The organism is Microbacterium sp. CCNWLW41 (assembly GCF_037083505.1).
Genome location: NZ_JBAOJP010000002.1, coordinates 530,625 through 544,338, shown reverse-complemented (window position 1 = coordinate 544,338; position 13,714 = coordinate 530,625). Strand labels below are relative to the sequence as shown.

12 protein-coding genes are annotated in these 13,714 nt (G+C 73.6%); all 12 read left to right on the top strand.

The window, feature by feature from the left end:
- Positions 1-49 precede the first annotated feature (49 nt).
- The 12 genes from V6R91_RS10360 to V6R91_RS10305 all read left to right on the top strand — a co-directional run bounded on the left by V6R91_RS10360 (position 50) and on the right by V6R91_RS10305 (position 13,570).
- Entirely contained in the window at positions 50-940 is an 891-nt protein-coding gene (locus V6R91_RS10360; RefSeq protein WP_336395367.1) for a serine protein kinase RIO, read from the top strand.
- 143 nt (positions 941-1,083) lie between these two features.
- Positions 1,084-1,794, top strand: coding sequence for a sirohydrochlorin chelatase (locus V6R91_RS10355; RefSeq protein ID WP_336395366.1), 711 nt, complete (start codon positions 1,084-1,086; stop codon positions 1,792-1,794).
- A 183-nt stretch (positions 1,795-1,977) separates the two neighbouring features.
- A complete protein-coding gene (locus V6R91_RS10350) occupies positions 1,978-3,696 on the top strand; it encodes a nitrite/sulfite reductase (RefSeq protein ID WP_336395365.1) in 1,719 nt (572 codons plus the stop codon).
- On the top strand, positions 3,693-4,433 hold the full coding sequence (locus tag V6R91_RS10345; RefSeq protein WP_336395364.1) for a phosphoadenylyl-sulfate reductase: 741 nt from the start codon (positions 3,693-3,695) through the stop codon (positions 4,431-4,433). Before V6R91_RS10350 ends, V6R91_RS10345 begins: the two co-directional genes overlap by 4 nt.
- A gap of 233 nt (positions 4,434-4,666) precedes the next feature.
- Complete coding sequence (gene cysD / locus V6R91_RS10340; RefSeq protein ID WP_336395529.1) at positions 4,667-5,554, top strand: sulfate adenylyltransferase subunit CysD; 888 nt, start codon at positions 4,667-4,669, stop codon at positions 5,552-5,554.
- A gap of 407 nt (positions 5,555-5,961) precedes the next feature.
- Entirely contained in the window at positions 5,962-7,281 is a 1,320-nt protein-coding gene (locus V6R91_RS10335; RefSeq protein ID WP_336395528.1) for a sulfate adenylyltransferase subunit 1, read from the top strand.
- Between the two features lie 28 nt (positions 7,282-7,309).
- A complete protein-coding gene (locus V6R91_RS10330) occupies positions 7,310-8,377 on the top strand; it encodes an ABC transporter substrate-binding protein (RefSeq protein WP_271062401.1) in 1,068 nt (355 codons plus the stop codon).
- Positions 8,374-9,225 (top strand): ABC transporter ATP-binding protein, encoded by an 852-nt coding sequence (locus V6R91_RS10325; protein WP_336395363.1) that lies wholly within the window; start codon positions 8,374-8,376, stop codon positions 9,223-9,225. The genes V6R91_RS10330 and V6R91_RS10325 overlap by 4 nt, the downstream gene beginning before the upstream one ends.
- The gene (locus V6R91_RS10320; protein ID WP_336395362.1) at positions 9,215-10,126 is read left to right on the top strand and encodes an ABC transporter permease; all 912 of its coding nucleotides are present in this window, start codon (positions 9,215-9,217) and stop codon (positions 10,124-10,126) included. The genes V6R91_RS10325 and V6R91_RS10320 overlap by 11 nt, the downstream gene beginning before the upstream one ends.
- Entirely contained in the window at positions 10,123-11,145 is a 1,023-nt protein-coding gene (gene cobA / locus V6R91_RS10315) for a uroporphyrinogen-III C-methyltransferase (RefSeq protein ID WP_336395361.1), read from the top strand. Before V6R91_RS10320 ends, cobA begins: the two co-directional genes overlap by 4 nt.
- Positions 11,142-12,563 carry an FAD-dependent oxidoreductase gene (locus V6R91_RS10310; protein WP_336395360.1) on the top strand — a complete coding sequence of 474 codons (1,422 nt, stop codon included), beginning with the start codon at positions 11,142-11,144 and terminating at the stop codon, positions 12,561-12,563. Before cobA ends, V6R91_RS10310 begins: the two co-directional genes overlap by 4 nt.
- Entirely contained in the window at positions 12,560-13,570 is a 1,011-nt protein-coding gene (locus tag V6R91_RS10305; RefSeq protein ID WP_271060943.1) for an NAD(P)/FAD-dependent oxidoreductase, read from the top strand. The genes V6R91_RS10310 and V6R91_RS10305 overlap by 4 nt, the downstream gene beginning before the upstream one ends.
- The last annotated feature ends 144 nt before the right edge of the window (positions 13,571-13,714 follow it).

Sequence of the window (13,714 nt, the reverse complement as noted above, 5' to 3'; positions counted from 1 at the left end):
CGGCCGCCCCGCTCTTCGCGTCGAGCGGCCCGTGAACCCGGAGCCAGACTTGACCTCTTCTTCCGCGTCCCCGGACGCACCGTCCTCTTCCCCCGTATCCGCCCCGTCCGCCTTCGTTCCGTTCGAAGGGCTGGACGACCTCGCCTTCGCCGACGTCGAGCTCGGCGAAGGGCAGCGCTGGTCCACGTGGCCCGCGACCACCCCGTCCGAGCGCGGCCCCGAGCCGCGCCCGGCCTGGGTCGTCACCTCCGCCGGAGCCGTCGACACCGAGCTCGGCATCCTCAAGACCGGCAAGGAGGCGGACGTGTTCCTCCTCGAACGGGCCGTGCCCGGTGATCCGTCTTCGCGCACGCTCCTCGCGGCCAAGCGCTACCGGGATCCGGAGCACCGGAACTTCCACCGCTCGGCCGTGTACACAGAGGGACGCCGCGTGCAGAACACGCGCGACGCCCGCGCGATGGCGAGGAAGTCCGTGCACGGGCGCTCCGTGGCCGCCGCGCAGTGGTCCTTCGCGGAGTTCGCCGCGCTCTGCCGCATGTACGAGCTCGGCGCTCCCGTCCCATATCCGGTGCAGGTGAGCGGCACGGAGGTGCTGATGGAGTTCATCGGCACGGACGGCCAGGCGGCGCCGCGGCTCGCGCAGGTCCGGCACGATCCGGCCGCGCTGGCGGGCCTGTTCGCGCAGGTCGTGGAGCTCATGCGGGTGTTCGCCCGCGCCGGACTCGCACATGGGGACCTCTCGCCGTACAACCTCCTCGTGCACGAGGGCCGCGTGGTCGTGATCGACCTGCCGCAGATCGTGGACACGGTCGCGAACCCGCAGGGCCTCGACCTGATGCATCGCGACTGCGTGAACATGTGCGACTGGTTCTCCCGGCGCCGCGTCGACTGCGACGCCGAGGAGCTGTTCGCCTCGCTCGTGGCCGAGTCCTTCGGCTGACGCCCTCCCATCGAGTGGTCAGTTTCTGTGGGTTGCGGCGTCCCGAACCCACAGAAACTGACCACTCGACCGAGGCGGGGAGTCTTTCGCCGTGTGACGGGCGCGGGGGCGGAGCAGCGCGCGCGTGCCTAGACTCGCCACCCATGTCGCGCCCCTCCCTGCTGGCCGTCTCGCACGGGACCTCCGACCCCCGCGGCGCCGCGGCGATCGCCCTGCTCGTCGAGCGCGTGGCCGCACGGCTGCCGGACGTGCGCGTCCGCTCGGCGTTCGTCGACGTGCAACAGCCGGACGCCGAGACGGCGCTGGCGGGTCTCGACGGACCGGTGGTCGTCGTGCCGCTGCTGCTGTCGCGCGGGTTCCACGTGGGCGTCGACCTCGGGCGACTGGCGCGCCCCGGGGTGCGGGTGACGGACCCGCTCGGGCCGGATCCGCGGCTCGCCGCCGTGCTGGCGCGCCGGCTGGCCGAGGCGGCGACCGACGTGCCGGTCGTGCTGGGCGTCGCCGGATCCCGGGATCCCCGCTCCCTCCCGGACGCGGAACGGACGGCGTCCCTCCTCGCACGACGGCTCCGACGCCCCGTCACCACCGCGTACCTGGCCGCTCGCGCGCCTCGCGTCGACGACGCGCTGCGCGCGCACCCCGGGGCGGTCCTCGCGACCTACCTCCTCGCGCCCGGGTACTTCTTCGATCTCGCGCGGCGCCTCGCCGAAGGCCATCCCGTCTCCGCGCCGCTCCTCGACGGCGCGGAACCCCCGACGGAGCTCGTCGACATCGTCGTGGACCGGTACCGGGACGCCGAGGCGCGAGATCTCGCACCCGGCCTCCGCGAGTCGGCGTTGGTCGCGTCCGTCTGACGCGGCTCACACGTTTCGTCTCGCTCCGCTCGCTCAACGACCGGGGACGGGCACGCGCCGCGGCGCTCCATCGAACCCCACCTCCCTCCGGGATTTCTGGATCGTGTCGAACAATGACCGCGAAAGTCGGTGGAGGTCACGGACGATGGCGGACGCGGGGTCCGCATTCCTACCGTGATCGGCATGTCCTCCGACACCACGACCCCGGTGCGCGGCGCCCGCACCCGCACCGCCCGTGTCCCCACGAAGCCGCACGGCCAATGGCTGGTCGACGGCACGGAGCCCCTGAACGCGAACGAGGAGTTCAAGGCTGCCGATGACGGGCTCAACGTCCGCGCCCGGATCGAGGAGGTCTACGCCGCCGGCGGCTTCTCGTCCATCGACCCCACCGACCTGCACGGCCGCTTCCGCTGGTGGGGGCTGTACACGCAGCGCAAGCCCGGGATCGACGGCGGCCGCACCGCTCAGCTCGAACCGCACGAGCTCGAGGACGAGTTCTTCATGCTCCGCGTCCGCATCGACGGCGGGCAGCTCACCACCGCGCAGCTCCGCGTGATCGGCGAGATCTCCACCGCCTACGCGCGGGACACGGCGGACCTCACCGACCGGCAGAACATCCAGCTGCACTGGGTGCGGATCGAGGACGTGCCGGAGATCTGGCGGAGGCTGGAGGGGGTGGGGCTCAGCACCACCGAGGCGTGCGGGGACGTGCCGCGCGTGGTCCTGGGCTCGCCGGTCGCCGGGATCGCGGCGGACGAGCTGATCGACCCGACCCCGCAGATCCGGGAGATCGCGGATCGCTTCATCGGGGATCCGACCCTGGCGAACCTCCCCCGCAAGTACAAGACCGCGATCACGGGGCATCCGAGCCAGGACGTCGTCCACGAGATCAACGACTGCGGCTTCGTCGCCGTGGAGCACCCCGAGCTCGGCATCGGCTACGACCTGTGGGTGGGCGGGGCGCTGGCGGCCGTCCCGCGACTCGGCGAGCGCCTGGGCGCGTTCGTCGCTCCGGAGCGGGTCGCCGACGTCTGGCACGGGGTCACGCAGATCTTCCGCGACTACGGCTATCGGCGCCTGCGCAACAAGGCGCGGCTGAAGTTCCTCCTCGCCGACTGGGGACCGGAGCGGTTCCGCGAGGTCCTGGAGACGGAGTACCTGGATGAGCCGCTGCCCGACGGCCCGCCGGCACCGCGCCCGCAGGGGCAGGGGGATCACGTCGGGGTGCACCGCCAGCGGGACGGCCGCTTCTACGTCGGCGCGGCGCCGCTCGTGGGCCGGGTGTCCGGGACGACGCTGACGGGCCTCGCCGATCTCGCGGAGCAGCACGGCTCCGGCCGGATCCGCACCACCCCGTACCAGAAGCTCCTCGTGCTCGACGTCCCCGAGGAGGGGGTCCCGTCGCTGGTGGACGGCCTCGACGCGCTCGGGCTCTCCGCGCGCCCGAGCCTGTTCCGGCGGGGGACCATCGCGTGCACCGGCATCGAGTTCTGCAAACTGGCGATCGTCGAGACGAAGGTGAACGCCGCCGAGGCGATCCGCGCGCTGGAGGAGCGTCTGGGCGCCCTGGAGCCCGAGATCGGCCGCCCGATCACCCTGCATGTGAACGGCTGCCCCAACTCCTGCGCCCGTATCCAGGTCGCCGACATCGGCCTCAAGGGCCAGCTCGTGACGATCGACGGAGAGCAGGTGCCCGGCTACCAGGTGCACCTCGGCGGCGGTCTCGCGGGGGTCGACCGGGAGGAGGCGGGTCTCGGCCGGACGGTCCGCGGGCTCAAGGTGCCCGCGGACGGCATCGCCGACTACGCCGAGCGCGTGATCCGCCGCTATCTGGCCGACCGCGCCGACGGCGAGTCCTTCGCGACCTGGGCGCACCGCGCCGACGAGGAGGCCCTGCGGTGAGCGTGCGGGTGGATGTGCGACCCCGGCGCCGGGATGCCGAGGACCTGCGGGCGCTCGCCGCGCGCGGTGCCGAGGAGCTCCGCACCGGAGCGGCGGACGAGGCGACGCCCGCGGAGGTCGTCGCCTGGGTCGCGGCGCACGTCGGCGTCCGCAGCGCCGCCGTGGCCTGCTCGATGGCGGATGCGGCGCTCCCGCACCTCGTGGCGGAGCGGCTCCCGGGCGTGGACGTGCTGTTCCTCGACACCGGCTACCACTTCGCCGAGACCCGGTTCACGAGGGACGAGGTCGCCCGGACCCTCGACGTACGGATCGTGGACGTGCACCCGGAGCAGACCGTGGCGGAGCAGGACGCGGAGCTCGGCACCGATCTGTTCGCCCGGGACCCGGGGCTGTGCTGCGCCCGGCGCAAGGTTGCCCCGCTGCACCGGGCGTTGGGCGGGTACGAGGCGTGGTTCACCGGTGTGCGCCGCGAGGAGGCGCCGACGAGGACCGCCACGCCGCTCATCGCCTTCGACGAGCGCAACGGGCTGATCAAGGTCAACCCCGTCGCGAGCTGGACGTTCGACGACCTCCTCGCCTACGCCGAGACGCACGCGGTGGCCGTCAACCCGCTCGTGGCGAACGGGTACCCGTCGATCGGCTGCGCTCCCTGCACAAACCCCGTCGCCCCGGGCGACGACCCCCGCTCGGGCCGCTGGGCCGGGTTGGCCAAGACGGAATGCGGACTCCATCTATGAGCATCGACATCGACTCGTCCCCCGAGACGACCGTGGACGGACGCGACGTTTCGTCTCGCTCCGCTCGCTCAACGACCGAGAACGACACTGCTTCGTCTCGCTCCGCTCGCTCAACGACCGAGAACGACACCGTTTCGTCTCGCTCCGCTCGCTCAACGACCGGCAGCGGGGGTCCGGTCGTTGAGCGAGGACGAGCGGAGCGAGACCGACACGAAACGCGCAGCGACAGGCCGCTGAGCGCGCTCGACGCGCTGGAGGCGGAGGCGATCCACGTCATCCGCGAGGTCGTCGCCGAGTTCGAGCGTCCCGTGCTGCTGTTCTCCGGCGGCAAGGACTCCGTCGTGGTGCTGCACCTCGCCGCGCGGGCCTTCGCCCCCGGTCGCATCCCGTTCCCGGTGCTGCACGTGGACACGGGGCACAACTTCCCCGAGGTGATCCGCTTCCGCGACGAGACCGTCGCCCGTCTCGGCCTCACGCTGGAGGTCGCCGACGTGCAGTCGTACATCGACGACGGCCGCTTGGCGGAGCGCGCCGACGGCACCCGGAACGTGCTGCAGACGCGGCCGCTGCTCGACGCGATCGCGGCCGGTCGCCACGACGCCGTCTTCGGCGGAGCGCGCCGCGACGAGGACAAGGCCAGGGCGAAGGAGCGGATCCTGTCGCTGCGCGACGAGTTCGGGCAGTGGGATCCGCGCAACCAGCGCCCGGAGCTGTGGAGCCTCTACAACGGCCGGCACCTGCCCGGCCAGCACGTGCGCGCGTTCCCGATCTCGAACTGGACCGAGCTGGACGTGTGGCGCTACATCGCGCGGGAGCGGATCGCGCTTCCCCCGCTGTACCTCGCACACGAGCGCGACGTGTTCCGCCGCGACGGCATGTGGCGGGCGGTCGGCGCGTTCTCGCAGCCGCGGGCGGGCGAAGCGGTCGAGCGGCGCCTGGTCCGCTACCGCACGGTCGGAGACATGAGCTGCACGGGCGCCGTGGAGTCGGACGCGGCGGATCTCGACGCCGTCGTCGCGGAGGTCGGCCGCTCCACGCTCACCGAACGCGGCGCGACGCGCGCCGACGACCGGATCAGCGAGGCCGCCATGGAGGACCGGAAGAAGGACGGGTACTTCTGATGACCACGAACAGCCCCACACGGCTCGCCGCCGAGCGCAGGGACGACGCCCCTGCCGCTGCTCCGATTCCCGCTGAGCGGAGCGACGGCCCCGGCCGACCCGCAGGCATCGGGACTGGCGGGAGCCGACCGAAGGACGGCGGGGGACCGCGGGACGGACGGGGCCGGCGCGCAGCGCACGCCACCGCCGAGCGCAGCGACGACACCCCCTCCGGCCCTCCGATTCCCGCTGAGCGGAGCGACGGCCCCGGCCGACCCGCAGGCATCGGGACTGGCGGGAGCCGACCGAAGGACGGCGGGGGACCGCGGGACGGACGGGGCCGGCGCGCAGCGCACGCCACCGCCGAGCGCAGGGACGACGCCCCCACGGACCCGACCCCGGGCCTCGGCGCGTATCCCGAGACGACGCTGTTCCGGTTCGCGACCGCGGGGTCGGTGGACGACGGGAAGTCGACCCTGGTCGGGCGCCTGCTGCACGACGCCAAGGCGATCCTCGCCGATCAGCTCGAACAGGTGACCAGGACGACGGCGGAGCGCGGCTTCGCCCACGGCGCCGTCGACTTCGCGCTCCTCACGGACGGCCTCCGGGCCGAGCGCGAGCAGGGGATCACGATCGACGTCGCCTATCGCTACTTCGCCACCGGCGCGCGGGGCTTCATCCTCGCGGACTGCCCCGGGCACGTGCAGTACACGCGCAACATGGTCACGGGCGCCGCCACCGCGGACGCCGTCGTCGTCCTGGTCGATGCGCGCAAGGGCGTCGTGGAGCAGACCCGACGACACCTCGCCGTCGTGTCGCTGCTGCGTGTGCCGCACGTGCTCGTGGCGGTCAACAAGATCGACCTCACCGGGTTCGACGAGGACCGGTTCCGCACAGTGGAGCGCGAGGTCGTCGCGCTGGCGGCGGAGCTCGGGCTGTCGCGCCCGCACGTCCTGCCGGTGTCGGCGCTGGAGGGCGACAACGTGGCGGAGCCGTCGGATCGGACGCCCTGGTACGGAGAGGACGGAGTCCCCGGGCCGACCCTGCTGGAGCTGCTGGAGTCCCTGCCCACCCGGTCGGAGGCCGATGCGGAGGCCGGCGGCGCCCCCTTCCGGCTTCCGGTGCAGACGGTCATCCGCCCGCAGGGCGGACTCTCCCCCCTCCTCGACGACGGGCCGGAGACCGCGGAGCGCTACCGCGACTTCCGTGGTTTCGCCGGGCGGGTCTCGTCCGGGTCGCTGACCGTGGGCGACCGCGTGCAGGTGTTCCCGGGCGGCCACATGACGACGGTGACGGAGGTGCTCGTCGCCGGTTCCGCGGCGCCCGTCGCCCGTGAGGGGCAGTCGGTCGTCGTGACGCTGGCCGACGAGGTCGACGTCGCCCGGGGCGCGCTCATCGCCGCGCACGGGAGCGTCCCGGCCGGCGCCCGCGAGGCCGAGGCCGAGGTGTTCGTCCTCGACGACCGCCCGATCCGCCCGGGAGACCGACTCCTCGCCAAGCACGGCACGACGACGGTGCAGGCCGTGGTGTCGGAGGTCCGGTCTCAGCGCGACCTGGACACCCTCGCGGCGACCCCGGCGGCCGCGCTCGGCGTGAACGACATCGGCCGCGTCCGCCTCCGGTTCGCCGCCGCCCTGCCCGTGGAGCCGTACCGCGAGAACCGCGAGGGCGGCGCCCTCCTGCTCATCCACCCGGTCGACGGCGCGACGCTCGCCGCCGCGACCGTCGTCGGATCCGATCCCCGCTGACAACCCCGACGCCGCGAAGGAGGCGACTGTGAACAGCACCATCCGCACGACCGCGACCCTCACCACCCTCGGACTCGGGATGGCGATGCTGGCCGCATGCTCGTCCCCCGCCGCCGACGCCGCGGAGGCCGGGCTCGACACGCTCCGGCTCGGCTACTTCGCCAACGTGACGCACGCGCCCGCTCTCGTCGGCGTGGCCGAGGGGCTGTTCGACGACGCGCTCGGGGACACGGAGATCGAGACCCAGGTCTTCAACGCGGGCCCGGCCGCCGTCGAGGCGCTGTCGGCCGGGGCGATCGACGCGGCGTACATCGGCCCGAACCCGTCGATCAACACCTTCATCCAGTCCGGCGGCTCCTCCGCGCGGATCCTCGCCGGGGCCACGACCGGCGGGGCCGCGCTCGTCGTCCGGGACGGGATCGTCGCGCCCGCGGATCTCGCGGGCACGACCCTCGCTTCGCCGCAGCTCGGCAACACGCAGGACGTGGCGCTTCGGAGCTGGCTCCGCGACGAGGGCTTCGCGACGACGACCGCGGGCGGCGGCGACGTGCGGATCACGCCGACGGAGAACGCGCAGACACTGACGCTCTTCCAGAGCGGCGATCTGGACGGCGCCTGGCTCCCCGAGCCCTGGGTGTCGCGGCTCGTGGTCGATGCGGGAGCCCACGTGCTCGTCGACGAGGCGGACCTGTGGCCGGAGGGCCGGTTCCCCACGACGGTCCTGCTCGTCCGGGCAGAGTTCGCCGAACAGCACCCGGACGCGGTCGAGGATCTGCTGCGCGGCCACCTCGCGGCGCTGGACTGGATCGAGTCCCATCCGGCGGAGCTCCCGCAGGTGGTGAACGCCGCCCTGGAGGACGCGACCGGCAAGGCCCTGGACGACGCGGTGCTGGAGCGGGCGCTCGACCACGTGACGTTCTCCCCGGATCCGCAGGCCGCCGCCTTCACGGCCCTCGTCGAGAACGGCATCGAGGCGGGCACGCAGAAGGAGGGGTCGATCGACGGCCTGTTCGATCTGACCGTCCTCAACCGGCTGCTGACCGCGGACGACCGGGATCCGGTCGCGGATGCAGGACTCGGAAGGGACGACGGATGACCGCCGACGCCGGCTCGCGGGTCGGGTCCCCGCCGTCGGCGCCTCCCGTCGGGCTCTCCCTGGCGCCGAGCTTCGACGCCGTCGCCCCCATCGTCGTCCCCGCACCCGCGCCCGCTCCGGCGGTCCACCTGGACGGGGTCTCGAAGCGGTACGGCACGGGGCCCCTCGTGCTCGACGGCATCAGCCTGGACATCGCGCCCGGCGAGTTCGTGTGCCTGCTGGGGGCATCCGGCTGCGGCAAGTCGACGCTGCTTGCCCTCGTCGCCGGTCTCGAGCCGCTGACGCAGGGCGCGATCCGGACGCCGTCCGGCGGTGCGGCGGTCATGTTCCAGGACTCGGCCCTGATGCCGTGGCTGAGCGCGCGGCGCAACGTCGAGCTGGCGCTGCGTCTGCGCGGGGTCCCGCGCGGCGAGCGCCGCGCGGAGGCGCTGCGGCTCCTGTCGATCGTGAACCTCGCCGACGCGGCCGACAAGCGTCCGCACGAGCTGTCCGGCGGGATGCGTCAGCGGGTCGCCCTGGCCCGCGCGCTCGCGCAGGACCGGGACGTCCTGCTCATGGACGAGCCGTTCGCGGCGCTCGACGCGATCACCAGGGACCTGCTCCACGAGGTGCTGACCGACGTCTGGCGCGAGACGGGGCGGACGATCCTGTTCGTCACGCACAACGTCCATGAGGCGGTCCGGCTCGGACAGCGCGTGGTCCTCCTCTCCAGCCGACCCGGTCGGGTCGCCGGCGAATGGCGCATCGGCGCGGCCACGGACCGGCGCATCGAATCCCCCGCGGTCGCGGCCTTGGCCGCCGAGATCACGCTCCAGCTGCGCAAGGAGATCCGACGCAATGCCGACTGACACCGACGCCGCCGTCCTCCCCTCCTCCGCGAGAACCGATGCGGACGACCTCGCCCGCGTCGAGGCCGGGCTGGACCGGCTGCAGACCGCCCCGGCTCCCGCCGCCCGCGGTCGCGACCGGCTCGCGCGGATCCTCCCGCCCGTGGTCCTCCTGCTCGTGCTCCTCGCGGCATGGCAGGTCTTCGTGGCGATCGTCCAGCCGCGGCCCGACATCGTGCCGGGCCCGCTCCAGGTGCTCGGGGCGTTCGGCGACGCGGCGCAGAGCGGACGACTCCAGGAAGCCGTCCTGACCAGCCTGGAGCGCGGCCTCGTCGGGTTCGCGATCGCCGTGGTCGTGGGCACACCGGTCGGGCTCCTGCTCGCCGAGTGGACGCCGCTGCGCCGCGCCGCAGGACCGTTGATCTCGGGGCTGCAGGTGCTCCCCTCCGTGGCATGGGTGCCGGCCGCGATCATCTGGTTCGGACTGTCGGACGCCACCGTGTACTTCGTGATCCTCATGGGGGCGATCCCCTCGATCGTCAACGGCCTGCTCGCCGGGATCGACCAGGTGCCGCCGCAGCTGCGCCGCGTCGGCGTCGTGCTCGGCGCCGGACGCGCACAGCTCGCGACCGCGATCGTGCTGCCCGCCGCGCTCCCCGGATACCTCGCCGGCATCAAGCAGGGCTGGGCGTTCTCGTGGCGCTCGCTCATGGCGGCGGAGATCATCGCAGTGGGCGGGTCCATCGGCTTCGGCCTGGGATCGATGCTCCAGCAGTCCCGCGAGCTCGCGGACCTTCCCGGCGTGCTCGCGACGATCCTGCTGATCCTGGCCATCGGGATCCTCATCGAGCTCGTCCTGTTCGGCCCGTGGGAGCGGCAGGTGCTGCGCCGGCGCGGACTCGCCCCGGGGGCCGCGTCGTGAGCGCGGTCGCCCGGATCGCCGTCCCCGGAGGGGTCGTGCTCGTCGGTGCCGGTCCCGGCGACGCGGGGCTGCTCACCCGGAGCGGGCTGCGCGCCCTCCAAGAGGCGGACGTCATCGTCGCCGACCGGCTCGGCGCCCGCGCCGTGCTCGACCAACTGGCCGCCGAGGGCGTGGAGATCACGGCGGAGGTCCTCGACGTCGGGAAGCTCCCGGGTCACCACCGCGTGCCGCAGGAGGAGATCAACGCGCTGCTCGTGCGCCTCGCCGGCGAGGGCCGGGCCGTGGTGCGGCTGAAGGGCGGCGATCCGTTCGTCCTGGGTCGCGGGCGCGAGGAGCAGCTGCACCTGGAGGAGAAGGGCGTTCCCGTGCGCGTGGTGCCCGGGGTGACGAGCGCCGTCTCGGTGCCCGCGGTGGCGGGGATCCCGCTCACCCACCGGGGCGTGGCCACCTCGTTCACCGTCGTCAGCGGTCACGATCCGATCGCCGCGCTCCCCGGCGGTCGCGACCACACGATCGTGCTGCTCATGGGCATCGGCACCCTCGCCCACGCGGCGGCGGTGCTCGCCCGCGGCGTCCGCGGCGGCACCTGCCCGATCGCGATCGTCGAGGACGGGTACGGACCGGGCGAGCGTGTGACCATCGGCACCCTGGACTCGATCGTGGAGCTCGCCGCCGCCCGTCGCGTCCGCAGCCCCGCCGTCGTCGTGATCGGTGACGTGGTGCGTCTGAGCCCCGAGGCCCCGCCGGCCCTGCGCGTCCCCCGCACCTCCGCGGGAGCGTCCCCCGAGTCGTCGACGCCGCCACCGCCGCCCGCGGCGCGGACCCGTCGCGCCGGCGCCGTCGCACGACTGGCCGAGGCGCTGGAAGCCGGTCTCGCCGTCGACACCGGGCTCCTCGCGGCCGTCCGTCGCGACGAGCCGCCCTTCCCTTTCCACCCCCTTCCGGAGGAGACTGGAGACAGCGCCAGCGCCGCCGTTCCCGGACCCTCCTCCGCCGAGCGAAAGGCGCCGCGCCGATGACCTCTTCCCTTCCCTCCCCTCTCCGCGTCGCGATCGTGGGCGCCGGCCCGGCCGGCATCTACGCCGGGAACATCCTCACGACCGCCGTCGCCGCGGTGCGCGAGGCCGAGGACGCCGGCGCGCGGGTCGAGATCGACCTGATCGAGTCGCTCCCCGCCCCGTACGGCCTCATCCGCTACGGCGTGGCCCCGGACCACCCGCGCATCAAGGGCATCGTGAACTCCCTGCACGAGATGCTCGACGCGCGCCCGTCCGACGCGGCGGGCCGCGCGGAGACGGCTCCTCGACGCTCCATCCGGTTCCTCGGCAACGTCGAGGTCGGCCGCGACGTCACGCTGGACGAGCTGCGCGCCCGCTACCACGCGGTCATCCTCGCGACCGGGGCGATCCGCGACGCCGTCCTCGACGTCCCCGGCGCGGACCTTCCCGGCTCCTACGGGGCGGCGGACTTCGTCGCCTGGTACGACGGCCACCCGGACGTGCCGCGCGACTGGCCGCTCGACGCCGCCTCCGTCGCGGTCATCGGGAACGGCAACGTCGCCCTCGACGTCGCCCGCGTCCTCGCCAAGCCCGCCGCCGCGCTGCGCAGCACCGAAGTGCCCGACTCCGTCCTCGCCGGGCTGGAGTCGTCCGCGGTGACGGACGTGCACGTCTTCGGGCGCCGCGGCCCCGCCGACATCAAGTTCACGCCCATCGAGCTCCGCGAGCTCGGCGAGGTCGCCGGCGTCGACATCGTGCTGCACGACGAGGACTTCGACGGCGTGGATCCGGCCGCCGCGCCGAACAACCAGCTCAAGATCATGCTCCGGACGCTTCAGTCCTGGCGCACGCGGGAGCCGAGCGGAGCACCGCGGCGCCTGCACCTGCACTTCTGGCATGCGCCGCTCGAGATCGTCGGGGCCGAGCGGGTGGAGGCCGTCCGTTTCGCTCGGACCGCTCCCGGCGCGGAGGGCGCCGTCGCCACCGGCGAGGAGCGGACGATTCCCGTCCAGGCGGTGTACCGGGCCGTGGGCTACTTCGGCTCCCCGGTCCTGGGGGCGCCGTTCGACGAGCGCCGCGGCGTCGTCCCGAACGAGGGCGGACGGGTCGACGGCGAGCCCGGTCTGTACGCGACGGGATGGATCAAGCGCGGACCGGTCGGTCTCATCGGTCACACGAAGTCGGATGCGAGTGAGACCATTGCGAACCTCCTCGACGACGCGAGGGCGAGGCGTCTGCCCGATCCGACGGACTCCGGGGATCTGCTCGACGACCTGGTCGCCCGGGAGGTCGCCGTGACGACCTGGGACGGCTGGCTCGCGCTGGACGCCCACGAGCGGGCGCTCGGGGAGACGCACGAGCACCGCCGGGAACGCGTGAAGGTGATCCCGCGCGACGAGCAGGTCGCCATCTCGTCCGCCGGCGCCCTGGCGCGATGAGGAGCGGGATCCCCCGTTCCCGCCCGGGCAGCGGCGAGGCGGCGGAACCGGTCGCAGATGCGGGCACGGGCGCTCTCGCCGAACCGTACGACGCGCTGATCATCGGCGGAGGGCCCGCGGGCCTGTCCGCCGCCCTGGGTCTCGGCCGATCCCGCTCCCGCGTCCTCGTCGTGGACGCGGACCGCCCTCGCAACGCCGCGACGTTGAACTCGCACGGCTTCCTCACCCGCGACGGGATGCCTCCGCATGAGCTGCGTCGCCTCGCCCGCGAGGAGCTCGGCGCTTATCCCGACGTCGAGATCCTCTCCCGGCGGCGCGTGCTGTCCCTGCGGAGGACGACGGATCCGCACGCGCCGTTCGAGGCCGAGGTCGGCCGGCGCGAACCGGAGTCCCGCGTGCGTGCCCAGACGGTCCTGCTCGCGACCGGTCTGCGGGAGACGCTGCCCGAGGTCCCGGGGCTCCTCGGCTGCTACGGCGTGAGCGTGTTCAGCTGTGCGGCGTGCGACGGGTGGGAGCTGCAGCAGCGACGCCTCGCGCTGTTCGGGCGGACGCCGGATCTGGCCGTGCGAGCGCGGCTCATCGCCCGCTGGACCGACGATCTGACGGTGTTCACCCACGGCGAGGACGTCCTCGACGCCGTGCAGGAGGCGGAGCTGGCGGCGATCGGCGTCGTCGTCGAGCGGCGGCGGGTCCTCGACCTCGTGTCGGAGAAGGGCCGGATCGTGCACGCCGTCGTGGAGGGCGGGGCCGTCCTGCCGCTGGACGGCGGGTTCGTCCGCCCGGAGTGGTCGCTGGACCTCGCGTTCCTCGACGGCATCGATCCGGATCGAGACGCCGCAGGCCACCTCGTCACCGACCGCGTCGGCCGCACGAGCATCCCGGGTCTCTACGCCGCGGGAGACGCCGCCTCGCCCGGTCCGCAGCAGCTCATCATCGCGGCCGGCGCAGGAGCCCGGGCCGCCACGGCGATGGTGCACGACGCCGTCGGCGTCTCGACCCCGCACTGACCTCGGTCGTTGAGCGAGGCCGCGCCCCCGCGACGAAACGCGCCCGCCCGGAGGTCACCACTTTTCGTCTCGCTTCGCTCGCTCAACGACCGAGAACCGCCACCACCGGTCGTTGAGCGAGGAGCGCAGCACCGAGACGAAACG